The sequence below is a fragment of the Lacrimispora sp. 210928-DFI.3.58 genome, from assembly GCF_020554865.1.
Classification (GTDB): Bacteria; Bacillota; Clostridia; order Lachnospirales; family Lachnospiraceae; genus Enterocloster.
In genome coordinates this window covers 130,419-156,226 of the sequence record NZ_JAJCIC010000006.1, presented here as the reverse complement: position 1 = coordinate 156,226, position 25,808 = coordinate 130,419, and the positions used below count along the sequence as shown (strand labels likewise).

Here is a 25,808-nt window from a genome sequence, read left to right as displayed (position 1 = left end):
CGGCGATAAATGTAGAAAAGTCCGAGCTCTCGCTCGGGACTTTGTCTACAGTCTGACCGCAGTACAAGCGTATTGTACTGCGGTTTTTTTTGTCCCTTTTTTGGGCTTTTTGTGTAGCTTTGTGTGACAGAAAGCAAGGAGTATGACGCAGATGAAGGATAGGGCAGCAGCTATTTTGACGGAAGCAAGGGCTTCATGGAGTCTTCTGGGGCATCCGTACAGGAAGAGCAGAAAATATTTCTATTTCCAGTTTCAGAGGTCAGGCTGGTGCAGAAGGTGCTGCAGTGTGATATATATCGGCTTTCAGATAGAAAAGGTTAACGAGTATTACGGGGAAGCAGAAGCAGAGCGGCGGCTTAAGTATGCGGCCGGGGAGCTGAGAAAAGGCGCCGGGAATGGGGCTGTTGTGGCGAGAGTCAGCGGAGGCGGCTTTGGCATTCTGCGTCCATGGCGTGGGGAAACGGAGCTTAAGGCCTGGATGGAACATATGCTGGAACGCCTGAATCAGTATGACCGTATCTGCCAGAGGGATGCCAGCACAAGGTTTTACGGAGGGGTATACCGGACCAGCAAAGAGAGAAGGGACCGCAGCGAAACTGTTTTATACTGTGCCCGCCAGGGCTATCACCATGCGATCAGGGAAAATGTGGGCTATATGCATTTCCAAACTACGATGCTGAAGCAGGACAGGGAAAGAAGGGAATTGAAAAAACGTTTTTTCAAGGCCATTGAGGACAGGGAATTTAAGGTGGTCCTGCAGCCGGTCGTTGACGGCAAGACACAGGAGATCGTGGGCGCAGAGGCTCTGTCCAGATGGGAGCATCCCCTTAGGGGCAGGCTTTACCCATCCAGCTACATTGGGGTCATAGAGAGCGAAAGAAATGTGGCGGACTTGGATTTTTACATGTTTGAGGAGGTGTGCCGGCTGCTGGAGCAGTGGGACAGGCGGGGAAGAAACAGGAGCATTTCCTGTAATATCACCAGGATCACCATCGGGCAGCCGGACTTTACACAGAGGATCAGGGAAATCGCAGACAGGTATTCCTTTGACCATATGAACCTGGTCATCGAGATCACGGAGGACGCCATGGAGATTGACAGGGAGCATGCTGCGAGGAACATTTCCAAATGCAAGGAGTATGGCTTCCGGATCGCTCTGGATGACGTGGGAAGCGGCAATACTTCTTTTTTAGATTTTAAGAATTATCCCATTGACATTGTGAAGATCGACCGTTCTGTCCTGGAGTCAGCGAAGAAGGAGCAGGGAGCTGCTCTTTTAAAGGGGATGATCTCCCTGGCCCACAGTCTGCATATGGAGGTCTTGTGTGAGGGTGTGGAGACAAGACAGCAGATGGAGTTTATCCGTCAGCTGGGAAGTGATTATATGCAGGGATATTATTTCTATCAGGCAGTATCAGTGGAGGAGGCTAACCGGCTGTTAGATGAAGGATGCTAAAGAGCGAAAGAGAAAGAAGCAGAAAAATCGAATAGGGATCACGCTTCTTTTGCTGGCTTCCTGGGGGAGCGTGCTCCTTGTAGTAACGCGGCTCTATTACAGTGCAGAGAGAGTGCGGTGCTTTGACCGGTTGACCGATTATGTGGAACTGATCGGGCAGAGCATTGACAGGAACTTTATTACGGACAAGCAGTATCTGGAGACAGCTGCCAAAATGCTGGAGCAGTGCGATATGGAGGACTGTGAGAGAATACAGGAGATCATGAGAACCGCAGAAGGGGTAGGCATGATCTCGCGGCTGGAGATACTGCTTCCTGGCGATATCCTCCTAAAGGAGGGGGGAAGGGAAGACGTATCGGGACAGCTGTCTTTTGCGGAGGAGGCACAGCAGGGAGTCCATATAGCGCGGCAGGAACTTGTGTTCCAGGACAAAAAGCGGATGATCCTCAGGAATTGTATTCCCCTTATACAAAAAGGCGAGACTGTGGGTATCCTCTGCGGTGTGGTTGATCTGAAATGGCTGCTTCACACCGTAGCGGTGCGGGACTATGGGGACAGTATGCAGATCTATATTGTAGATAGAAAGACGGAAGATTTTCTATTGGATACCTGGCATGACAGCCTGGGAAATATGGAGGGCCTGAAAAACAGAAATCCGGCGGCAGGCTATACCAGGGAGCAGTTTGTAGAGGACTTTTCAGAGAGAAAAAATGGGACGACGGTATTTCAGTCCCAAAAGGCGGGAGAAAATTTCTATGTGAGTTATGCGCCTGTGAAGGAAGAGGACTGGATGGTGATCGTCAGTGTGCCTGAAAGCATTGCATTTTCCTATGCGGAAAATATCCAGGTGTTTTTCCATCTCCTGGCAGGTGTGCTGATCATAACCTTTGGGTGTTATTTTTTCTGGACATTGAGGGATATGAGGCGGGAGCAGAGGGAGAGCGAACAGGGGCTGAAAAACATAGCCTATATTTTGGATGTGGAAAAGAATCTGTTTGCAGCTCATATGGACCCGGATCAGTTTTATAAGGCCTTGAGAAAAATTGCAGAATATCTGTCTGCTGAGAGAGTGTTTTTCTGGGTGAGAGGCAGCCAAAAGGAAACGCTGTACTGGAGCTGCAGAGAGGATAAGAAAAATGAGGATGTTTCCTACAGGAAGATGTTCCCAGGCCTGTTTCAGCTTTTGAAGGAGAAAAAGGGTTTTGTCCTCCATGAGATAGATGGAGATCCTGATATCAGCCCGGAGGAGATGAAATGGCTGCGGGACAAAGGAGTAAACAGCCTGATGGCGATACCGGTTGAGAAGAGGAACGGGGGGATCATTGGAGTGCTGGGAGCTGTCAATATGGAGCGGTACTGGGAGACAACAGAGGCTCTTGAGCAGGTGGCCTTAAGCTTCACAATGACGATAGAGCAGTATAACAGCTACAGGCGCTTAGACCAGATGGGCCGGATCGATGCCATGACAGGGCTGATGAACAGGAATTATTATCACAGCATATTAAAGGAACTGGCCGGGGAAAAGCAGCCTTCTGTTTCCTGTGTATACATTGACGCCAACGGGCTCCATGATATCAATAACAGGCTGGGCCATCAGGCCGGGGATGAGATGCTGATCCGCATAGCAGAGGGCTTAAAGAACAGCTTCCCTATAGATCGTATTTTCCGCATTGGAGGAGATGAATTTGTCGTTCTGTGTGAAAACAAGAGCAGGGAAAAGATCCGGAAACAGACGGAGACGGCGCGCAGCTTCATCCGGGCTCTGGGCTATGAAATATCTGTGGGAATACAGTGCCAGGAGGGGAATCTCAATATAAGCCAGCTTGTAAATAAGGCAGAGGCTGCCATGCGCATAGATAAACAGCGGTTTTATGCGGAAAATGGAAAAGAGAAGCAAAGCCGTCTTCTGGATGAGAGAGCGGTAAAGCTGATGCGCCAGAAGCAGGATATGGATATGTTTTTGTCCGTGCTGTCACCTATGTTTAAGGGGGTATATTTTGTGGATCTGCGGCAGGATGCCGTACGCCATATATTTATTCCGTCTTATTTTTCGGAGATCCTGAAACAGGAAGGGGGCTCCTTTAAGCGGGGACTCCGGCGGTATGCCAGGCAGTTAGTAAAGGCAGAGTTTAGCAGTCAGTTTGAGCAATTCTGCCATTTGGATCATATGGAGAAGAGGCTGGCAGAGGAATCCGTGCCGGAGCTTACATACCAGAAACAGGACGGCTCTTGGATCCATCTGTACGTAATGCGGACAAAGCATAACGAGGAAAACTGCAGGGAGACACTGTGGATATTTATGGATATGAGCCAATCCCTGGATATGGGAAATTTGCGGGGGGGGGGGTGAAATTGTGTGGAGTTTAAAAAGGTTATTCGGAAAAGCAGACAGCTGGGAATTTTAGCAGGGATCTCGTTTCTGGCCCTGTTGTGCTCTGTGTGGAATATTGCAGTGATGAAAAAGGATCTGAGCTATCACACACGGGAATACTGTGTGGGGATCACTACCCATATTGCAAAAGAGATCAGGGATAGCGTTGACAATAAAAAGGCAGAGCTTCTCAATGTGGCAGATGCTGTTTCCGGTGTGGTCGGGAACAATGAGAAAAATGGCCTGAACCGGTTTTTCAGGAGGGAGATCGATCAGCAGGACTTTGATGCGATCCTTATGGTCAATGAACAGGGCGCCTGTATTTCCGGGGCGATCAACGATGGAATGGTCCTTAATGTTCAGAAGCTGGCCCAGCTGTCCAGCGTGAAGGAGTCCTTTTCCGGCCAAGTAAATATGGGTTTTTTTGATAACCAGACGCTTTTTTATTCCGCACCCGTATTTGTGGGGGAGGAGTGTCCTGTGGTTCTGGTGGGAGTCCGCAGCAGGGAAAATATGCAGTCTATGATCGCTTCCAAAGCCTTTTACGACAAGACATTAAGCTGCATTATTGACAGCAATGGGGAGGTGATCCTGTCTCCCACTGACTTAAAGGCCTTTTTGTATCTGGACAATATTTTTAAGGATAATTCCAGAAAGCAGACCGTTGCGGCGATCCGGCAGATGCAGGAAGATATCCGTTCCAAAGAGGACGGAGTTATCCATTTTTTGGATGTCAATAACAACCACAACATGCTGGCATACAACAATCTGGGGATCAATGACTGGATACTTTTGACAATCGTACCGGAAAATTTGTTTTCTGACAGCGTTTCTCAGTACACGTTCCGGTCCATACTGATCATAGGAGGAATATCCCTGTGCTTTTTGGCATATCTGATGACGATCTATTGTATTTACACAGATAATAGGAACTATCTGTCTCAGATTGCATTTATCGATCCTGTCACCGGAGGCATGAACAATAAGGCCTTTCAGCTCCAATACCAGAAGAATGCCGCAGAAGGGAAATCGTTCCCCTCTGCCATTGTGCTGCTCAATGTCGTTAATTTTAAGAGGATCAATGAAAAATTCGGCTTTGCCGCAGGAAATGAGATATTAAGCCAGATCTACCAGGGGATCAAAGTACATCTGGACGAGCAAAAGGAGGAATTTGCTGCCAGAGGCGAGACCGATCATTTTTTCCTGTGTATGCGGGAGAAGGAACCTCAGGCGATACAGGAGCGGCTGGATCGTCTGGTCCGTGAGATCAATGACTGCCGTTTGAGCGACAGCTTCAGGTATCAGATATCGTTTACAGCAGGCTGCTGCCTGGCAGACGGCCAGGTTCAGGATATCCATCTGATACAGGACAGGGCACGGATCGCCATTCAGAGCAAAAATGGGGATGAGGGAAAATGGTGTGTTTTCTATGATGAGGAGGTCGCAAAGAGGATAGAAAGAGAGCAGGAGACCGAAGAACAGTTTGAGGAAGCCGTTATCCGTGGGGACTTTGCAGTTTATCTTCAGCCAAAGGTAAGCCTGATCACAGGTAAGCCGGAGGGCGCAGAGGCCCTGATCAGGTGGAACCATCCAAAGAGAGGCCTGATCCCGCCATCGGAATTTGTGCCGCTGTTTGAGCGCACAGGAAGGATCTGCCAGCTGGATTTCTATGTTTTTCAGGAAATCTGCCGGTTCTATGAACGCCGGAGGCGGGAAGGAAAAAAATGGTATCCCGTATCGGTCAATCTTTCCAGATATCATTTCTATGAGGAGGCACCTCTGGAGCAGTTTTATCAGGTTTACAAAGAGTATGGGCTGGCGGAGCATTCCATTGAGTTTGAGCTGACAGAGTCCATGTTTTTTGATGATGAGCATATTGCGCGGCTGAAAAAGGAGATCCGGAAAATGCATGAGCTTGGGATACGCTGCTCCATGGATGACTTTGGTTTTGGGTACTCCTCCCTGGGACTTTTGCGGGAATTCGATGTGGATACGCTGAAGCTGGACCGTTCCTTTTTTCTTGATATGTCAAATGAAAAGGCAAAGAATATAATCCAGAGCATCGTGGAGCTTGCAGTGAAGCTGGAGATCGAGACAGTTGCAGAGGGCATTGAGGAAGCCGAGCAGGTGGATTTCCTGTATTCGATTAATTGTGATAAGGTACAGGGATATTATTTTTCCAGACCTCTGCCCATGGACGAATTTGAGCGGTGGGTAGGCCAATATGAAGCAAAGGAGATACAGAATGGATGAAAAAGGGCAGAATCGGGAGAAGATGCCATGGGATTTTTATAGGTGCCATGGTTGTGCTGGCCTTGCTGGCCGTATGTAAGGGATATACTGTCCATCCTCCTGTGGAAATGCTGGCTTCGGGAACAGTGACTGAGCTGAATGATAAGTGGGAGCAGAGCTGGGATGAAGACAGCCGGAGTATGGATTACTGCTATACCATACCGGAAAGCCTGAAGGGTGATGTGAGCTTTGTGATGAAATCCTATCTGCGGAGCTTTGAACTGCTTTTGGATGGAGAGGCCTTTTATTCCTTTCAGGATGTATATGGAGTGAAGGGCGGCAGCCGTTTTGTGGTCAAGCTTCCGGCAGATTGTGCCGGGGGCCGATTTGTGCTGAGTGTAAAGACTGACGGGCAGTCCTACGGCCAGTATCCTGTGATCTATGCCTATCTGGGAAGGGAAAAGGAGGTATTGGGAAAGCTATGGCGGGACAATATGTATGCCCTGCTATTTGGCGCGTGTTCTTTTGTGGCTGGTACAGGGCTTTTGATGCTGGCATCTTATCTGAAAAGGAACAGGCAGCGGGATGAAAAAAGTGCTCTGAAATCTTTAAGCGGCTTTATGTTTTTCGCCGGAGTCTGGGTGGTAACGGATTCCGGGCTGCTGCTGTGTCTGACGGATCAGGTGGCGCTGGTTAACATGATCTCTTTTGTCTCCTTTTTTATTATGCCTGTGTATCTGCTCCGGTTCATCAGCTGCATCTGGATCAGAAAGCCCGTATTTGATATTTGCTGCTGGTTATTCCTGCTCATTTCGGTTGTTTATCTGCTCAATTACCTGCACCCGGTCATTCCCGGATATTTTCTGCTCCTGCCGGACCATATCCTGTGCTTTACCGCCATGGGTGCAGTGCTGAAAACCGGCCGGGAGCAGATGAAGTCCCAGGAAAAAAAGGAGGCCAGAAAAATGTTTGCCGGGTTTGCCGTATTAAGCCTGTTTGCAATCGTGGCCTTTCTTATTTTCTATATTAACCCAACTTATAATTATCCTATTTTTTATTGCATTGGGATCTTCCTGTTTTATCTGATTTTGCTGGATATCACCTTTGACGCACTGTATGGCCAGATGAAGAAAACAGCCAGTCTGAGCATCTATAAGAGGATGGCCTACATGGGCAGCATGGTGGGAATGGAAAACAGGGCCGCATTTATGAAGATCCAGAGAGAGGATCCCTCGGCCAGGGAAAGAGCCTATATCGTGATGGATATTAACAATTTAAAGGAGGTCAATGACAGGTATGGGCACTATGAGGGAGACCGCCTGATCCAGGCTGCGGCCAGCTGTATCCTGGATGTATTTGGACCGCTGGGAAAGGGCTACCGGATCGGAGGAGATGAGTTTGTTGTGATCCTGGAGAACAGTACAGCGGAAGAGGTGGAGAAGGCATTGGAAGCTTTTCAGCAGCGGGTACAGAAGGAGAATGGACAAAAGGAGACGCACTGCCTGTCCATTGCCGCCGGATATGCCCTGTGGAAGCAGGAATCGGATACAGCAGAGGAGCTGTTTCGGAGAGCAGATGCTGACATGTATGTGAGAAAACAGAAGATGAAGCTGGAAAGAGGAGGATTTTTATGATAATATGGCATTAAAAAGGAAAAGAAAGGCAGGATGAGGAGCAATGAGAGAGATAAAGACAGTGGCCCTGATCGGCCTGGGTGCCATAGGAAGCTACCTGGCAAGCAATCTGCAGCCGGTTTTGAGAGATGAGCTCAGGATCATTGCAGGAGGCAGCAGAAAAGAGCGGCTTGAAAAAGATGGGATTGTTGTAAATGGAAAGCAGATGCATTTTCATATCGTATCCCCGGAGGAGGAGACCGGGTATGCGGATCTGGCCATCCTGATCACAAAGATCATGGGGCTTGAGACAGCGGTCAGGGATATGAAGAATCAGATCGGACCGGATACGATCATCATGTCACCGCTAAACGGCGTGGACAGTGAGGAGCTGGTGGCAAAGACCTATGGGTGGGAGAGGGTCATCTATTCCCTGGCACGGGTCAGTGTAGTCATGAACGGCAATCAGGTGAACTTTGATCCCAGGAATTCCGTGATCGAATACGGGGAGAAGACGAACGAGACCCTGTCAGAGCGGGTGGAAGCGGTGAAATGCCTGTTTGACAGAGCAGGGATAACGTCCAGCATCCGCCGGGACATGGAAAAGGCCATCTGGGAAAAATATATCTGCAATGTCAGCGAAAACCAGGTGTCCGCCCTTCTGGGACTGACCTTCGGATCTTGGTGCAGCAGTGAGCATGCCAACACTCTCCGGATCCTGGTGGCAAAGGAAGTGATCGCCGTTGCCAGGAAGAAGGGGATCATGATCGATGAGGATTATGCCGAGGATCATATCCGCCGTCTGAAAAAGGTTCCGGCAGGAAATAAGCCCTCCACTCTTCAGGACATTGAGAATGGGAGAAAGACAGAGGTGGAGATGTTTGCCGGAACAGTGATGCGCCTGGGAAAAGAGGTCGGGGTGGAGACTCCGCTCAACGAGTTCTTATACCATGCGATCCGGGTGCTGGAGGAGAAGAATGAGGGTATCCTGTGAGGAGGCAGGCTGTAACAGTTCAGCCGCCCTCCCAGCAGACGCCTGAACTGTTGCGGCAGGCTGGGGTTTTGAGAATATTTTAACCCTATCTTAATTGCTTTCTTTCCTTTTGAATAATATAATAATACTTTAATTATTTGAAAGGATGTTGGTGAAGATTTGGGTATCCGAAAGAAATTAAAGGAGAAATGGCAGGAGGCCGTGCAGGCAGTGCTTCCGATCATCTGTATCGTGCTGGTGCTGTGCTTTACGGTGTCGCCGATTTCTCCCAGTATTTTGTTGTGCTTCCTCATAGGAGCAGTGCTCATTCTGGTTGGAATGATGTTTTTTACGCTGGGAGCAGAGATTGCCATGACTCCCATGGGAGAGCGGGTGGGAAGCTGCCTGACAAAGAGCCGGAATCTGGCTCTGATCATCCTTCTGTCATTCCTGCTGGGCTTTCTTGTCACGATTTCTGAGCCGGATCTGCAGGTGCTGGCAGGCCAGGTTCCGGCAGTGCCGAACATGGTCCTTATCATGTCTGTGGCATGCGGAGTGGGTGGTTTTTTGACCCTGGCTCTTTTGCGCATGCTGTTTGCAATTCCCCTTCCTCCGCTGCTGCTCGTGTTTTATGCGCTTGTATTTCTCCTGGCAGTCTTTGTGCCCAAGGATTTTTTGAGCATTGCTTTTGATTCCGGCGGTGTGACTACGGGTCCTATGACGGTTCCCTTTATCATGGCCTTGGGCGTGGGCGTTTCTGCGATCCGAAGCGACCGCCATGCCGCAGATGACAGCTTCGGCCTTGTGGCCCTCTGTTCCATCGGTCCGATCCTGGCAGTCATGATCCTGGGAATGGTCTACAATCCCCAGGATGGCACATATACCCCTCCTGCTATTCCGGAGGTGGATAATTCCAGACAGCTTTGGGGGCTTTTTATGTCAGGGCTGCCAACCTATATGGAGGAGATCGCCATTTCCCTGCTTCCGGTCTTCCTGTTTTTTATGATCTTCCAGGTATTGATGTTAAAGCTTTCTAAAAGGAAGATGATAAAGATCCTGATCGGCCTTGGCTATACTTATGTGGGCTTGGTGCTGTTCTTAACTGGGGCCAATGTGGGCTTTATGCCTGCGGGAAACTATCTGGGACAGGTGCTGGCAGGAAGGAGTCATCCGGAGATCCTGATCCCCATAGCCATGCTGATCGGATATTTTATCGTAAAGGCGGAGCCTGCGGTGTATGTTCTGAATAAGCAGGTTGAAGAGATCACAGACGGTGCGATCTCTGCAAAGGCTATGGGAATGGGCCTTTCCATCGGCGTGGCTGTTTCACTGGGCCTGGCTATGGTCAGGGTGATCACCGGGATTTCCATTTTATGGTTTTTAGTGCCTGGTTATGCAGTTGCCTTAGGCATTTCTCTCTTTGTTCCGAAGCTCTACACTGCCATTGCCTTTGACTCCGGCGGTGTGGCCTCCGGTCCCATGACAGCTGCTTTTCTGCTCCCTTTAGCTCAGGGCGCCTGCGCTGCTCTTGGAGGGAATATTGTCACAGATGCCTTCGGCGTGGTGGCCATGGTGGCGATGACGCCTCTTATTACGATACAGATAATGGGACTGATATCCAAATTCACAGGTGCCAGAAAGAAAAAGGCTCTGGGCGGCGAGGTCCCCGTCCTGTCACTGGATATGCTGGAGGATGATGCGATTATCGAGCTGTAAGCAGGAGGTGAAGTATCTATGAGCGAATTACATATGATGGTGACCATCAGCGACCGGAACCAGGCCAGACGGTTTCTGATGTTTTATAAAGAATATGGCGTTACGGTAACGCTCCTGACATACGGGCAGGGAACAGCCGTATCGGAGGTGCTGGATTCCTTTGGCCTGGAGGTGGCGGAGAAATCCATTCTCTTTGCCTTTGTGACAGCCACAGAGTGGAAAAAGATCAAGAAAGGCCTGGAGCAGCAGATTAAGATCGATATCCCGGGCAGCGGCATTGCCTTTATTGTCCCCTTAAGCAGCGTTGGCGGAAAAAAGCAGCTGCAGTTTCTGATCGAAGGGCGCGAATTTGTAAAAGGAGAGGAAAGTACATTGAAGCATACAAAATATGAACTCCTTGTTGTTATAGCAAACCAGGGATACACGGAAATGATCATGGACGCTGCCAGAAAAGCTCACGCTCCCGGCGGCACCGTGATCCACGCAAAAGGAACCGGCGCAGAGAAAGCCGAAAAGTTCCTGGGCGTTTCCCTTGCCACAGAAAAAGAGATGATCTTCATGGTGACAAGGCAGGAGGGCAAAAATGCCATCATGAAAGCCATCATGGACAAAGCCGGTCTGGAGACAAAGGCAAAATCCATTGTGTTTTCACTGCCGGTTACGGAGACGGCGGGGATGAGGCTGATCGAGGAGATGGACTGAACAATATTAGGATAAAATAAAAAGGCGGCCGAACATGGGAAAAGAAAGTACCTTGTCCGGCCGCCTTTGACAGTGTACTGCCAGATCTTGAAAAGGCGTGTTGAATTTCGGATGTTATTATAGTTTTGTGTCCTTATCTCTCCGAGGATCTGTTGGTATAATCTGCTTAAAGCAGTTGAGAAAACAAAAAACAATCATAAAAGGAGAGGGAGATTCTGTATGAGAAGAACATTAAGAGCAAAACTATGGAAAATGTGTGTCGGAGCTATATGCGCAGGGACGCTGACGGGAGCTATAACAGGGTGCGGAGCGAAGGAGACGCAGAAGGAGGAGAAGGTGGAGGTCTCTATGCTGGATTTCTTTATTCCAGGCGAGGGCGTTACAAAGGCTATGAAGCCTCAGATCGACCGCTTCTTAGAGGAGCACCCCAACGTGACCCTGGATCAGGAATCTGTATCCAACAGCGACCTGGCTACAAAGGTACAGACGCTGGCCGCAGGAGACGAGCTGCCGGATGTCTTTATGATCAAGGGACAGATGGCGGAGACCTTTGTGGAAAACGGCAAGATGCATTCCTTAGATGAGATGCTGAATGCAGATACCCAGTGGAAGGAGAATTTTAAGGACGGCGTATTCTCTAACTTTGAGGTGGGAGGCAGCATCTACGCAGTTCCCTTCCAGGTGACAAATACCTGCGTGTTCTATAACACAGAGATCTTTTCCAGAGCCGGCATCGAGTCCTTCCCTGAGACATGGACAGAGCTTGAGGATGCGGTGGAAAAGCTGAAGGCTATTGATGTGATACCGATCGTGCTGGGAAATAAGGAGCGCTGGAATGCAGAGTCCGTTATCATGAGTACGCTGGGAAACCGCTGCACAGGCGACGAGTGGTACCAGGGCATCAGGGACCGCAGCGGCTCCAGCTTCACTGATCCGGAGTTTGTGGATTCCTTAAGGGCATTGAGTGACCTGGCCGCTCTGGGAGCGTTCAACGAGGATGTGAACAGCATAGACGGAGCGCAGCAGAGACAGATGTACATGAACGGAAAAGCAGCCATCACCATTGACGGAAGCTGGGCCATTGCCAATTTCGACGAGAACTGCCCGGAGGAAGTGCGTGATGTGACTGAGATCGCAGCTCTTCCCATGGTAGACGGCGGCAAGGGCAATCCGGCGGCCATCACAGGAGGAGCAGGCTGGGCCATCGCAGTCAATGCAAACATCAGTGAGGAAAAGCTGCCAGTGGTTGCAGAGCTTTTAAGGGCGATGACAGGACCTGAGTACGGTACTGCGGCCATTGAAGAGGGAACCTTATCCGCTGTGAAGCCGGGAACCGAAGTAACCATCGATAAGCCTATCGCAGCTAAGTTCGACGCTTTTGCAAAGGACCGTCCATTCATTCCAGTATATGACCACCAGTTGAGCTCCGGCGTTATCGATGTAATGCAGGGCGGACTTCAGGAGCTTTTGATCGGACGCGTTACCCCGGAGGAGCTGGCAGAGCGCATCCAGTCAGAGTATGAGAATAATTGAAAGTGAGTGAGGGATTATGAGCAAAGCGCTTAGGCCGAAAAATGTTGTCATATACGGTCTTCTGACACCGGGGCTCCTTATCTTTGTGGTGTGCTGCATTGCGCCTCTGTTCGTCGCGGTCTACAACAGCTTTTTTGACTGGAACGGAGGCCCTGCAAGGACATTTATCGGGCTTTCCAATTATGTGGAGCTCTTTAGGGATAAGGCCTTCTGGAGTGCATTTTTAAACAACCTGACCTTTATCCTGTGGACAGTGATCGGACAGATCGGCATAGCCTTTATCATCGCCATGCTGCTCCAGTCCAGGATACTGAAATTAAAGAACCTGCACCGTACAGTCATTTTCTTTCCAGTGGTATTGTCTGCGGTGGTAGTAGGATTTTTGTGGAGAATCATGTATAATTCAGAGTATGGGATCGTCAACACCTTTCTCAGGGCTCTGGGACTGGAAAATCTGATCCAGCTCTGGCTGGATGACCCGGACATCGTGATCCCCTCCCTCGCCATACCAAAGATCTGGCAGTATATCGGATATTATCTGATCATCCTGCTGGCTGCCATCCAGGGCATTGACCAGAGTGTCCTGGAGGTGGCGGAGCTGGACGGCGCCACTGGCTGGAAAAAATCCTGGTATATTGTGATACCGCTGATTAAGAGCACCCTGATGGTAACGATCATGCTGTGCATCTCAGGCAATATGAAGACTTTTGACCAGATATTTGTTATGACAGGCGGCGGGCCTGGCACCAGCTCCGAGGTAGTGGCCCTGTATGCCTATAACATTTCCATGAACCGCATGCGCTATGGCTATGGAAGTACGGCGGCCATTGGGATACTGATGCTCAGCCTTGCCCTCATATTCATCAGCAGGCTGGCAGGGCGCAAGAAAGGAGAGGAATAGATGAACAAGCTTGTGAGAACGGTTCAGGGACTTTTTGCAAACCTGTTTGTGTGGATATTTTCCATCACCTGTATTTTCCCTATTATATGGATGCTGTACTCCTCTCTGAAAACGGACCGGGAATTTTCGCTGGACATTTTGAGCCTGCCGAGGAAGCCATTTTTTGAGAATTACAGCAAGGCCATTGCAGAGGGAAATATCGGAAGCTATTTCAGCAACAGCATGTTCAACACTGTGATCACCGTAGCTATCGTGATCGTGATATCCTTTGTCACAGGCTACTGCATTTCACGGTTTGAATTTAAGGGAAAAAGACTGATCTACGCCATGTTTCTGTCCGGCATGCTGATCCCCATCTACGCGCTGCTGATTCCCATCTTTGTGGAGTTTAAGGCCATGGGGCTGCTGAACAAGCGCTATACGCTGATCCTTCCCTACATCGCCTTTGCCCTTCCGGTGGGAGTCTTCCTGGTGGAGAGCTGCATGTACGGGATTCCCATTGAGATCGAGGAGGCGGCGTGTATTGATGGAAGTTCCTTTTTAAACACCATGTTCACCATTGTTATGCCCATGTGCAAGCCGGTGCTTTCCACCTGTGCGATCCTGACATTTTTAAACACATGGAATGAGTTTCCGCTGGCCCTGGTGCTCATAAGGAGCAATGCCCTAAAGACCATGCCCATTGGCCTGACGAATTTCGTCGGAAGCTATACAGTGAATTACCCGCTGATGCTGGCGGCGCTGGTGGTGTCCACCTTACCAGTCATCATCATGTACCTTCTCTTCTATAACCAGATCATGAAGGGAATGACAGCCGGAGCAGTAAAGGGATAAAAAGAAAATGTTTAAGGCAAGCCTTGTCAGGGGCTTGTCTTAAGTGCGTTACGAAAGAAGGAGGAGACGTATGGGGAAAATGATCCGGTTTATCAGGGGAAGCCTGCAGAGGACGCTGTTCGTGCTGATTGTACTGTTCATCATCCTGCCTACAGGGGCCATGGGCGTCATCGCCTACCGGCAGTACAGCCAGATCATCACAGAGAAGGTCAGCACCTTGAGCCAGAACAATGTGATGCAGGTATCGTCCAATATTGAAGCCATTTTCCGCAGCATCCAGAACAATTCCCTGTCATTTTATCAGAACGGCCAAGTGAGGGATTTTCTTCTTGCGCCGAAGGAGGAGCGGGAGGAGGCCTGGGAGGCTCTTGACCGGTATATTGGGAATTACATTGCTTATGAGGAATATCTGTACGGGGTGGAATTTGTAAGGATGGACGGATACCGCTACGGCTCCACATCGGTGGCAAAACGGCTCACAGAGGAGCAGAAGCTTGCGCTGCAGGAAAAAGGGGGAAAGCCCCTGTTCATCACAGATGCAGGGAGCGGGCGGGAACGCTTATACGGATATGCCAGATGTATCCGGGATATCAACTATCTGGATACGGAGATCGGCTTTGAGGCGCTGTATATCAAGAAGGATCAGATACTGCGGCTCCTAAAGGAAGAAGAGACAGATACAGGCACAGAGTATTACATTGTGGAGGGAAATGAGATCATCATTTCCACCAATGAGGAAGCCCTGGGACGTGATCCGGCGGAATATCTGGGAGAGGATTTCTGCTATCAGAAAAAGGGGAGCAGGGTGTTTCACTACAGCGGCAGCAGGTATATGGCCTCCTGCGCCCGCATTTCCTATCCGGGCTGGCAGCTGATACAGACAGTGCCCCTCACCCAGATGAATGAGGAGAAATGGGTGGTGGCCCAGATCATACTGTCGGCGGTGATCCTGGCAGTGGCTATCTGCAGCCTGGGAGCCTATTTCCTCTCCAGAAGCGTGCTTCGGCCTTTAAATACCCTGGAGACATCCATGAAGGAGATTGAAAAGAATCACTTTAAGGCGATGCTGCCTGAGTCGGGCTACAATGAGATCGCGGTGCTTTCCAAGGCCTTTAACAGGATGTCTGTCCGCCTGGACGAGCTGGTGAACCAGGTCTATCTGGCCCAGATCAAGGAGAAGGATGCTCAGCTCCAGGCTATGCAGGCCTATATCAATCCTCATTTTCTCTACAATACCCTGGATACCATCTGCTGGATGAGCCGTATGGAGGATGCACAGGAGACATGCAATCTCATAGAGGCGCTTTCAAAGCTGTTCCGCATGTCAGCCAGGGATACCAGGAAGGTCATTTCTGTGGAGCAGGAGCTGGAGTACATAAACAGCTACATCATGATCCAGGAGTGCAGGCATACGGATTTCATCCAGTTTGAGGTGCAGGCACAGGAGGAGACGCTTAAGTGCCAGACTGTGCGCTTTATCCTGCAGCCTCTGGTGGAAAATGCCATCCTCCATGGCCTGGAGCCTACGGGGAGGCCGGGGAAGCTTTCCATCGATATCCGGCGGCAGGAGGACAAGCTGGTGATGACAGTGGAGGACGACGGAATGGGGGCCGACATCGAGGAGCTTCGAGAGTTGCTGCAAAGCCATCCAGAGGGCCTTCGGGGAATGGGGATTTCCAATGTAAATGACAGAATCAGGCTGTGTTTTGGAGAAGAGTACGGAATTTTCTTTTATAACGCTGAGGGAGGAGGCCTTCGGGTACAGGCCATCCAGCCCTTTCGGCAGATGGGGGAGCAAAAATGATAAAATTAATGATCGTAGATGATGAGCCGGTTATCAGAAAAGGGATCGTAACGGTGGTTGACTGGAAGGCGTTGGATATTCAGGTGGTGGCGGAGGCTGCCAACGGAAGGGACGGGCTTTCCAGGGCGCTTTTGGAAAAGCCGGACATTGTGATCACAGATATTAAGATGCCTATTATGGACGGGATCACATTTTCAAGCGAGCTGCGCAAGAAGCTGCCAAAGGTGAGGATCGTATTCCTCACAGGCTACAGTGATTTTGAGTATTCCAGACATGCGATCCGCATTGGAGCGGAGGATTATCTCTTAAAGCCGGTGAACACGGGAGAGCTGATCGAGCTTATGGAACGGCTGAAGCAGGAGATCGTCAGGGAAAATACCCACAGGCAGAGCAGGTCCAGGGAAAATGTGATACTAAAGGAGAGCCAGCCTCTCATGAGGAAGCGGCTGCTTAAGCAGCTCTTTGAGGGGCAGGTGGGCCTGGAGGAATTTTGCGGGAAGGCAGTTCCGCTGAACCTGCCCACAGAGGGGCCGGAGTTTGTTATTATCATCGCAGGCATTGATTATTATTATCAAATGAAGGCAAATGGGGAGAAGGAAACCGGCCTGCTAAAATATGCATTATCCAATATCGGGGAAGAACTCCTGGGAAAGGTGGGAACAGCCAGGGCCTGTGAGGACCAGGAATCCCAGATCCTGTTCCTTCTGAACACGAAAGCGTCTATTAAGGAGATCGTGCGCAGCTGCCGCGAAATCCAATTTAATATGAGAAAATTTTACGGGCTCTCTGTCAGCCTGGGGATCGGACAGAAGGTGAGCGAGCTGCAGGGCCTTGCAGGCTCCTACAAGCAGGCAGTGGAGGCCATTGAGAGCAAGATAAAGGAGGGCAGCAGCCAGATCATCATCCACCAGGAGGACCAGGAGCAGAGGATGGAAAGCCCCCTGTTTTTAACGGCAGACGAGGAGAAGAGCATTCAGGAGGCTCTGGCCCTCTTAAACCGCAGCAGGTGCTATGACCTGATCGAGGAGGCGTTTGAAAAATATGTCAGGGATCAGCATGTGAAAAGGCAGCAGGTGGAACGGCTGTGCATGTATCTGATCCTGATTGCAGTGAGGGAGCTGGAGCGTCTGTCCTTGTCCGCCGGGGAGATATTGGGGGCCGATCTTCACTATGAGAGGGAGATGAACCGGTATGAGACGGCCGAGGAAATGGAGCTTTGGATCAAGGGGATCTATGATAAATGCATTGACGGCATTAACGACTGCCGCGGCAATAAGTATAAGAGCATTGTGGCAAACGGCATCGAATACATGAAGGAGCATTACCGGGACAATATACTGGTGGCGGACGTGGCCCAGGCCGTCTATGTGACGCCCAACTACTTCAGCAAGATATTCAAGGAGGAGACGGGGCAGAGCTTTACGGACTGGATGAATCACTACCGGATCGAGAAGGCGAAAAAGAGGATGGAGCAGGAGCCGGAGACAAAGATCTACACCATTGCAGAGGAGTCCGGCTTTAAGGACTACAAATATTTTGCTTTTATCTTTAAAAAGATCACAGGCTATACTCCCACCTCCTACAGGGACCTAAATGTGTAGAATATCGGATAGTAGTGTAGGATCGTGGGATTTTGATCTCACCGAAGGCTTATTATAATGGAGGTACGAAAAAAAGCCGAGGTGACGTGATGAAGGATTATTTATTTGGTGCGGTTTATATTATTGAACAGGATTATACGGAGGAGGAGATAAGAAGAGATCTGTCGCTTATGAGGAATCACGGCTGCAACCTGGTGACACTGTGGCCTGTGGGGAATCCCTGGCTGGCAGAAAGCTCTCACGAGTGGAAATTTGACCAGACAAGGATGGTACTGGATGAATGCCAGGCCCTGGGGATGAAGGCGATCCTGCAGCTGTTCGGGCAGAACCAGGCCCAGGAATTTATGCCGGATTCCGCCCTGACAGAGGAGATGATGATACAGGATGAGCGTGGGGAGCATGTGAATGAGAACTGCTTCTGGGCCAATCTGAACCATCCCGTTGTCCGGGAATATATGGATCTGTTTTTCAAAAAGGCGATCACCAGCTTAAAGGACCATCCGGCGGTATTTGGCTTTGATGTGTTCAATGAGGCACATTTCAGAAGCGACGATGCCTATACTGTCAGGAAATACCAGAGATGGCTGGAGGAAAGGTACGGCTCTATTGAGAAGCTGAACAGGAAATGGTACAGAAGGTACGAGAGCTTTTCCCAGATCCTTCCGAAAAAGCGCCGCTCTGCCTACAGCATCTGGAGCAGCATACTTCCCGACCTGGAATATGAGAAATTCCGGAGTGAGAACCTGACGGAGATCTGCCGCTTCCTGTACGAGACGGCGAAAAAATACGATCAGTCCCATCCCATTATCATTGACGGTACCAGCGCCCAGATCTTTTCCGGGGATGTGACGCTGCGCAACAACGATGAATTTGCCACAGCCAGGATACCTGATATCTACGGTTCCACCTTCTATCCAAAGAGCTGGGGACGCAATTACCGCTATACCCCCTGGACGATGGCAATGTACTATTCTGTTCCTGCCGCAGCGGCCAGGAAGGCAGGAAAGCCCTACATTGTCAACGAGCTCCAGACCCATACACAGTCTATCCTGACGCCGGGATCAGAGGTTTCACCTCAGGAGCTCTACAACTGGATCTTAATGTGCATGTTCACAGGCTCCTGCGGGATGCAGCTGTGGCGCTGGAGGCCCTTCCTCCACGGCTACCAGTCTGCGGGGCGGGGACTGACGCAGATGGACGGCACGCCAAATGAGCGGGCAGGCAGGGTAAGGGAGCTGGCCTGCTGGATTCAGGGACAGAAGGATCTGTTCTCTGATTTTACCGTGAGAAGGCCGGTGGTAAAGATTGCTGTATCCTATTCCTCCAGACTGTTTTTTGACTGCTTCTTAAAGTGGAACGGGAGCTTCTGGAGCAAGGACGTGGAGGGCTGGTACCGCATGTTCTGGAACTACGGCCTGCCTGCAGAGTTTGCAGATTTAGAGCATCTGGAGGGAGAGGAGGCCGATGTCCTGATCCTGCCGTCCATTTTGAGCGTCAGCAGGGAAATGGCGGAGAATTTAAGAAGTTATGTGGAGAATGGGGGCATCCTCATTGCAGATGCAAGGCTGGGAGCTGTGAATGAATACGGGGAGGTACCGGCGGAAGGAATCCCGGGAACTATTCTGTCAGAGCTCTTTGGTGTGAGGGAAAAGGATGTGGAGTCCGAAGGAAGCTTCCTCCTTGGCGGGAAGGAGCTCCCCTGCCCCTTTATGGACCAGATACTGGAGACGGAGGAGGAGGCTTCCATAGCCGCAAGGATGGCAGGAGAGAAAAAGGACTGTGTGGCCGTGGTTGTCCATCCCGTGGGCAAGGGAAAGACGATCTATTTTAATTCTTTTATCGGCCTGGAGTTTAAGGAAAACCGCTGTGCGGAGGCAGGGGAATTTCTGATGAGGGAGCTGCTGGAGAAAAAGCCCCAGGTTCTCTGGGCGAGAAAGAGAGATCAGGTCCACGTAAGCTACATTTCCTCCGGGAAGAAAACGGCTGCCCTTGTGATCAATTTTTCCTCTGAGCCGGATGAGTGTGTGCTTTTTGGACTAAAGGAAGGGACAGAGCTTGAAAACAGGATGACGGGGGAGCGGGTGACAGCAGGAAATGAGACAGTCCTGTCCTTACCGGCAGATACGGCCTATGTTTACAGCTGGGATGAGGAGGGAAAGCCGGATGAGCTGTCTGGTATTTGACTGCGGAGGAACCTCTGTGAAGTATGCCCTGGCTGACAGGGAGGGAGAGCTTTCCGGATGGGGCTCCATTGCAACGCCTTCCAGCCTGGAGCTCTTTCTTCAGAGCCTGGATGAGATCGTGGAGTCTGTCCGGAAAAAGGGAGGGCTCAGGGGCCTGGCCTTCAGCTTTCCAGGGGAGGTGCACAGCGAACAGGGAGATATCGGCGGGATCAGCGCCATCCCCTATATCCATGGAATCCCCCTAAAGCAGATGATAAGCAGCCGGTACGGAGGCCTTCCTGTTTCCATGGAAAATGACGCCAACTGCGCAAGCCTGGGGGAGTTGTGGAAGGGCGTGGCTGCCGGACACAAGGAAGTGATCTTTGTGATCTGTGGTACAGGAATCGGCGGCGCGGCGATCGAGGGCGGTAAGCTTAGAAAGGGGATCACGGGGAACCGCGCAGAGTTCGGAAACTATCCTATGGGAGGGATGGAAGACGGCGTTCTGTTGACCTGGAGCGATCATACCCTGGAAAAGCAGGCAAGAAAGTACAATCGTCTGACAGGAGAAGCGCTCCATGGCAGGGAGCTTTTTGAACGGGCAGAGAGCGGGGATGGACAGGCAAAGAAGCTTCTGGATGAATTTTATCACTGGATGGCAGTGGGATGTATCAACATCAATTTTTCCTTTGACCCGGAATTTATTGCCATAGGCGGCGGGATCAGCTCCAACAGGGAGCTCATAGCGGGGATACAGGAACGGATCGACAGGCTCCTTGAGGGACAACGACCAGGCTATCTGCGCCCGCAGATCCGTGCATGTGCCCATGGAAATAAGGCGAACCTTTACGGCGCACTCTATCATTTTTTGAACGAAGAAAGAAAGGATAACAGGTGAGAGATATGGATTATCAATTTCGTGAGGGATTTTTGTGGGGAGGGGCCAGCTCCGGCCCGCAGTCAGAAGGGGGATGGAACGAGGGAGGAAGAGTTCCCTCTGAGTGGGACTACTGGTTTGAGCGGGAGCCGGAGCGGTTTTTCCGCCAGGTGGGCCCTGCTGTGACCTCTGATTTTTACCACAAGTACAAGGAATACATAAAGAAAATGAAGGAGGCCGGGATCAAGTCCTACCGTACTTCCATCCAGTGGAGCCGTATTATCCTGGACTGCGAAGGCCATGTAAATGAAGAAGGCGTAGCCTTTTATAATAAGATCATTGACGAGATGATCAAAAATGGAATTGAGCCCATGATGTGCCTTCACCATTTTGACCTGCCGGTGTACTGGGTAGAGAAGGGCGGTTTTGAGAACAGGGATACGGCAAAGGCCTTTGCCCGGTTTGCCTCCGTGTGTTTTGAGCGGTTCGGAGACCGGGTGACCTACTGGACCACCTTTAACGAGCCGGTAATCATACCGGAGACCGGATATCTGTACCAGCGCCATTATCCCGCAGTGTGCGATGCAAGGAGGGCGGCTCTGGTGGGCTTTACTGTCCAGCTGGCCAGCAGCCTGGCAGTTGCAGAGTTTAAAAAGAGCGGCTGTAAGGGGAAGATCGGCGTTATCATCAACCTGACTCCCACCTACTGCGAGAATCCCGATGATCCGGCAGACAAAAAGGCGGCTGACACCCTGGATCTGATCTTTAACCGTTCCTTCCTGGATCCGTCTGTGCTGGGCGAATATCCGAGAGAGCTGGTGGAGCTTCTGGATTCCGAGGGGATCCTTCCTGAGGTGACGGAGGAGGAGCTTCAGATTATCCGGGAAAACAGGGTGGACTATCTGGGAGTCAACTATTATCATCCCAGAAGGGCAAGAGCCAGGAGAACGCCCTATGAGGGCCCGCTGATGCCGGAAAAATATTATGAGCCCTATGAATTTGCGGGGCAGAAGATGAACACCTCCAGAGGTTGGGAGATTTATGAGCCGGCAGTATACGATATTGCCAAGAATATCCAGGAAAATTATGGGAATATCCCCTGGTATATGTCTGAAAATGGAATGGGCATCCAGGATGAGGAGCAGTTCATGGATGGAAACGGAGTGATCCAGGATGATTACAGGATCCAGTTCATCAAGGACCATTTAAAATACCTCCACAAAGCAATAGCGGAGGGTGCCAACTGCTTTGGATACCATCTGTGGGCTCCCTTTGACTGCTGGTCCTGGATCAATGCTTACAAGAATCGTTATGGATTGCTGCGGGTGGATATTTACGATGGGTGTAAGATCACAATGAAAAAGTCAGGGAGCTGGTTTAAAGCGTTGTCAGACAGAAATGGATTTTCGGAAGAGGAAATATAGAGAGGAGAGCGGGCCGGTGCCTCCAGTGGAGTGTTTCTTGCATTTTTCCGGCAATATGTATTTTGTAGTATAATCCCGTCTTTGACAGTAAAGCTACATGCACCCGGCGGAGACAGCCGCAGTCATCTTCCTTTACTCTGCTTTTGGATAATCATCCTCTGTCAGATGATCAAGATATAAAATTGAAAAAGTTAACAATTGAAAAGGCGGCCGGACATGGGAGAAGAGAATCCTTTGTCCGGCCGCCTTTTTGATTGCAGGCTAAATTAAACAAAAAGCGAGAATATGTTTATGAAAAGAGTGATTCCTTACATTTTTCTGGCTAATTCATAAAAAATTTCATAATATTTATAATAAAAATGTATGTAAAAATATTTATTTTGTAGTATAATTAACAAATGATAAAATATTGCAGGCTAATATGGGATGCAACATTTACCATAATAAAAGAAAGGGGTAATGATACATGGTAGGAATTATTCTTGCTAGCCATGGCGGATTCGCAGAAGGCATTAAGCAGTCCGGCGCTATGGTTTTTGGAGAACAGCCAAATCTTGCAGCTGTTACTCTGCAGCCTAGCCAGGGCCCAGCTGATGTGAAGCGTCAGATGGAAGAGGCCATCGCATCCTTTGATGACCCGAATGAAGTGCTGTTTCTGGTTGACCTTTGGGGAGGTACTCCATTTAACCAGGCGAATGGCCTGCTGGCTGGACATGAGGATAAGTGGGCGATTGTGACAGGTCTCAATCTGCCGATGCTTATCGAGGCATATGCCCTGCGTATGGGCATGGACAGTGCCCAGGAAATCGCAAAGATGATCGCTCCCAGCGCAAAAGACGGAGTGAAGCTTTGCCCGGAAACCTTAGAGCCGAAAAAGGAGACTCCAGCTGCTGCACCGGCAGATAATGGGCAGCCAAAGGGCTCATTGCCGCCAGGCACTGTAGTAGGCGATGGAAAGATCAAATATGTGCTGGCACGTGTGGATTCCCGTCTTCTTCATGGACAGGTTGCTACCGCTTGGTCAAAGACCACTCAGCCCACCAGGATCATTGTTGTGTCAGATGGAGTAGCCCATGATGATCTGCGCAAGAAGCTGATCACAGAGGCTGCACCGCCAGGAGTAAAGGCGAACGTAATTCCCGTTGATAAGATGATCCAGGTTGCAAAAGATCCTCGTTTTGGAAATACAAAGGCATTGCTTTTGTTTGAGACTCCTCAGGACGCTCTCAGAGCCATTGAGGGAGGCGTGGACATTAAGGAACTGAATATCGGATCCATGGCCCATTCTGTGGGCAAAGTGGCTGTTAGCAAGGTTCTGTCCTTAGGGCCGGATGATGTAAAGACATTTGAAAAGCTGAAATCCTTGGGAGTAAAGTTTGATGTGCGTAAGGTTCCTTCCGATTCCAGAGACAATATGGACGACATCATTGCAAAGGCAAAGACAGAATTGGATAAGGCATAAAGATAGGAGGAAAAAACATGTCACCTATATCAATGATATTAGTAATATTCGTTGCATTCCTGGCCGGTATCGAGAGTGTGTGCGATGAGTTCCAGTTTCATCAGCCTCTGGTAGCCTGCACGCTGATCGGTCTGGTAACAGGTAATCTTGAGGCAGGCATCGTGCTGGGCGGCAGTCTTCAGATGATCGCTCTTGGCTGGGCAAATATCGGCGCAGCGATCGCACCGGACGCTGCTCTAGCTTCCGTGGCTTCCGCCATCATTCTGGTTCTGGGCGGACAGGGCGTAGCAGGCGTTTCCACTGCCATCGCAGTGGCTATCCCTCTGGCTGTTGCAGGCCTGTTCTTAACCATGATCGTTCGTACCCTTTCTGTAGCATGCGTTCATCGTATGGATGCAGCTGCAGTGAATGCAGACATCCGCGGCGTTGAGATGTGGCATATCATTGCCATTGTGATGCAGGGACTTCGCATTGCGATCCCGGCAGCAGCTCTTTTAGTTATCCCGGCAGCTACGGTACAGGGATTTCTGGAGTCCATGCCAGCATGGCTGACAGATGGTATGGCCATCGGCGGCGGAATGGTAGTTGCAGTTGGTTATGCCCTTGTTATCAACATGATGGCAACAAAGGAGGTTTGGCCCTTCTTCGTTATCGGTTTCTGCGTGGCAGCTATCTCTGACCTGACTCTGATCGCTCTGGGTGCCATTGCTGTTTCTCTGGCTCTCATCTATCTGAAGCTGTCTGAGGGCGGCGGCTCTACAGGCAATGGAGGCGGCGGAAATGTAGGCGATCCGCTGGATGAGATTCTCAACGATTATTGATCCTAAAGGAGGTAAAGAAAATGGCAGAAAAGATTACATTGACGAAAAAGGACCGTTTAGCTGTCGCATGGCGTTCCACCTTCCTTCAGGGTTCATGGAACTATGAGCGTATGCAGAACGGCGGCTGGTGCTTCGCAATTATTCCGGCGATCCGTAAATTATATTCCACCAAGGAAGAGCAGGCGGCTGCATTAAAGCGCCATCTGGAATTCTATAATACACAGCCCTTCGTATCTGCTCCTGTTATGGGCGTTACGCTGGCTCTGGAGGAGGAGCGGGCCAATGGTACTCCCGTTGACGATGCTGCGATCCAGGGTGTTAAGGTAGGTATGATGGGACCTTTAGCCGGTGTGGGCGATCCTGTGTTCTGGTACACGGTACGTCCCATTCTGGGAGCACTGGGAGCTTCTCTGGCTATGACCGGAAGTATTCTTGGACCGATCCTCTTCTTTGTACTGTTTAACGTGATCCGTTGGGCCTTCATCTGGTACACACAGGAGTTTGGCTACCGTGCAGGAAGCAAGATCACAGACGACCTTTCCGGCGGCCTTCTTCAGAAGGTTACAAAGGGAGCTTCTATTCTGGGTATGTTTGTGCTGGGCTCACTGATCCAACGCTGGGTATCCATCAACTTTACGCCGGTTGTCTCCACCGTTCAGCTGAGTGAGGGTGCTTATATTGACTGGGCAAGCCTTCCGGCAGGCGGCGAGGGTATTAAGCAGGCCTTTATGCAGTATTCCGCAGGCATGGCCCTGTCTCCGGAGAAGGTAACGACTCTGCAGAACAACCTGGATTCTCTGATCCCCGGATTTATGCCGCTGCTGCTTACTCTGTTCTGCATGTGGCTGTTAAAGAAGAACGTTTCCCCGATCGTTATCATTATCGGTCTGTTTGTTGTAGGTATCGTTGGCCATCTGGTTGGGCTGCTCTAAAGCAGGGCACTGCTTATGGTTCAGTCATTAAATACAAAGGTGGATCTGGTGGTGAAGGGAACATCCTTCCAGGGACTGAATTCCTATGGGGAGATCATGATCGGTGACAAGGCCTTTGAGTATTACAATGGGCGTAAAGTGACTGATTATATTCAGATACCCTGGAGTGAGGTCGATTATGTGATCGCCTCTGTCTTGTTCAAGGGGAGATATATACCGCGTTATGCGATTCGGACAAAACAGAGCGGGACATTTTCCTTTTCCTCCAGAGAGCCGAAAAAAGTGCTGCGGACGATCAATCAATACATTCCGAGAGAGCGGATGGTACATTCTCTGGGCTTTTTCCAAGTGTTGAAAAGAGCGCTGCAGGCACGGCTGCAAAAGAAATAGCAGA

General features: G+C 50.2%; 19 protein-coding genes. All 19 read left to right on the top strand.

The window, feature by feature from the left end; translation table 11 throughout:
* Positions 1 to 151 precede the first annotated feature (151 nt).
* The 19 genes from LIZ87_RS06250 (at position 152) to LIZ87_RS06160 (ending at position 25,804) form a co-directional block, all read left to right on the top strand.
* Positions 152 to 1,456, top strand: a complete 1,305-nt coding sequence (locus LIZ87_RS06250) for an EAL domain-containing protein (protein WP_227145834.1) — start codon at positions 152 to 154, stop codon at positions 1,454 to 1,456.
* Entirely contained in the window at positions 1,443 to 3,806 is a 2,364-nt protein-coding gene (locus tag LIZ87_RS06245; RefSeq protein WP_227145832.1) for a diguanylate cyclase domain-containing protein, read from the top strand. The genes LIZ87_RS06250 and LIZ87_RS06245 overlap by 14 nt, the downstream gene beginning before the upstream one ends.
* 6 nt (positions 3,807 to 3,812) lie before the next feature.
* A complete protein-coding gene (locus LIZ87_RS22545; RefSeq protein ID WP_227145830.1) occupies positions 3,813 to 6,080 on the top strand; it encodes a bifunctional diguanylate cyclase/phosphodiesterase in 2,268 nt (755 codons plus the stop codon).
* The gene (locus LIZ87_RS06235) at positions 6,077 to 7,693 is read left to right on the top strand and encodes a diguanylate cyclase (protein WP_227145828.1); all 1,617 of its coding nucleotides are present in this window, start codon (positions 6,077 to 6,079) and stop codon (positions 7,691 to 7,693) included. The genes LIZ87_RS22545 and LIZ87_RS06235 overlap by 4 nt, the downstream gene beginning before the upstream one ends.
* A gap of 43 nt (positions 7,694 to 7,736) precedes the next feature.
* Positions 7,737 to 8,666 (top strand): ketopantoate reductase family protein, encoded by a 930-nt coding sequence (locus tag LIZ87_RS06230; RefSeq protein ID WP_178316083.1) that lies wholly within the window; start codon positions 7,737 to 7,739, stop codon positions 8,664 to 8,666.
* Positions 8,667 to 8,831: 165 nt separating this feature from the next.
* Positions 8,832 to 10,361, top strand: a complete 1,530-nt coding sequence (locus LIZ87_RS06225) for a DUF1538 domain-containing protein (protein WP_442912182.1) — start codon at positions 8,832 to 8,834, stop codon at positions 10,359 to 10,361.
* An 18-nt stretch (positions 10,362 to 10,379) separates the two neighbouring features.
* Complete coding sequence (locus LIZ87_RS06220; protein ID WP_227145826.1) at positions 10,380 to 11,063, top strand: P-II family nitrogen regulator; 684 nt, start codon at positions 10,380 to 10,382, stop codon at positions 11,061 to 11,063.
* A gap of 219 nt (positions 11,064 to 11,282) precedes the next feature.
* Positions 11,283 to 12,596, top strand: a complete 1,314-nt coding sequence (locus tag LIZ87_RS06215; protein WP_227145824.1) for an extracellular solute-binding protein — start codon at positions 11,283 to 11,285, stop codon at positions 12,594 to 12,596.
* Between the two features lie 16 nt (positions 12,597 to 12,612).
* Entirely contained in the window at positions 12,613 to 13,497 is an 885-nt protein-coding gene (locus tag LIZ87_RS06210) for a carbohydrate ABC transporter permease (protein ID WP_178317193.1), read from the top strand.
* The gene (locus LIZ87_RS06205) at positions 13,498 to 14,331 is read left to right on the top strand and encodes a carbohydrate ABC transporter permease (RefSeq protein WP_178317194.1); all 834 of its coding nucleotides are present in this window, start codon (positions 13,498 to 13,500) and stop codon (positions 14,329 to 14,331) included.
* Positions 14,332 to 14,401: 70 nt separating this feature from the next.
* Positions 14,402 to 16,135, top strand: a complete 1,734-nt coding sequence (locus LIZ87_RS06200) for a cache domain-containing sensor histidine kinase (RefSeq protein ID WP_227145822.1) — start codon at positions 14,402 to 14,404, stop codon at positions 16,133 to 16,135.
* Positions 16,132 to 17,736, top strand: a complete 1,605-nt coding sequence (locus LIZ87_RS06195; protein ID WP_178315863.1) for a response regulator — start codon at positions 16,132 to 16,134, stop codon at positions 17,734 to 17,736. The genes LIZ87_RS06200 and LIZ87_RS06195 overlap by 4 nt, the downstream gene beginning before the upstream one ends.
* 89 nt (positions 17,737 to 17,825) lie before the next feature.
* Positions 17,826 to 19,919 carry a beta-galactosidase gene (locus tag LIZ87_RS06190; RefSeq protein ID WP_178315862.1) on the top strand — a complete coding sequence of 698 codons (2,094 nt, stop codon included), beginning with the start codon at positions 17,826 to 17,828 and terminating at the stop codon, positions 19,917 to 19,919.
* Positions 19,900 to 20,796 (top strand): ROK family protein, encoded by an 897-nt coding sequence (locus tag LIZ87_RS06185; protein ID WP_227145820.1) that lies wholly within the window; start codon positions 19,900 to 19,902, stop codon positions 20,794 to 20,796. Before LIZ87_RS06190 ends, LIZ87_RS06185 begins: the two co-directional genes overlap by 20 nt.
* A 5-nt stretch (positions 20,797 to 20,801) precedes the next feature.
* A complete protein-coding gene (locus LIZ87_RS06180; RefSeq protein WP_178313408.1) occupies positions 20,802 to 22,199 on the top strand; it encodes a glycoside hydrolase family 1 protein in 1,398 nt (465 codons plus the stop codon).
* A gap of 466 nt (positions 22,200 to 22,665) precedes the next feature.
* Complete coding sequence (locus tag LIZ87_RS06175; RefSeq protein WP_178313162.1) at positions 22,666 to 23,661, top strand: PTS sugar transporter subunit IIB; 996 nt, start codon at positions 22,666 to 22,668, stop codon at positions 23,659 to 23,661.
* A 17-nt stretch (positions 23,662 to 23,678) separates the two neighbouring features.
* Positions 23,679 to 24,482, top strand: coding sequence for a PTS mannose/fructose/sorbose transporter subunit IIC (locus tag LIZ87_RS06170; protein ID WP_178313163.1), 804 nt, complete (start codon positions 23,679 to 23,681; stop codon positions 24,480 to 24,482).
* A 20-nt stretch (positions 24,483 to 24,502) separates the two neighbouring features.
* A complete protein-coding gene (locus LIZ87_RS06165) occupies positions 24,503 to 25,414 on the top strand; it encodes a PTS system mannose/fructose/sorbose family transporter subunit IID (protein ID WP_227145818.1) in 912 nt (303 codons plus the stop codon).
* A 15-nt stretch (positions 25,415 to 25,429) separates the two neighbouring features.
* The gene (locus tag LIZ87_RS06160) at positions 25,430 to 25,804 is read left to right on the top strand and encodes a DUF956 family protein (protein ID WP_178316088.1); all 375 of its coding nucleotides are present in this window, start codon (positions 25,430 to 25,432) and stop codon (positions 25,802 to 25,804) included.
* Positions 25,805 to 25,808 lie beyond the last annotated feature (4 nt).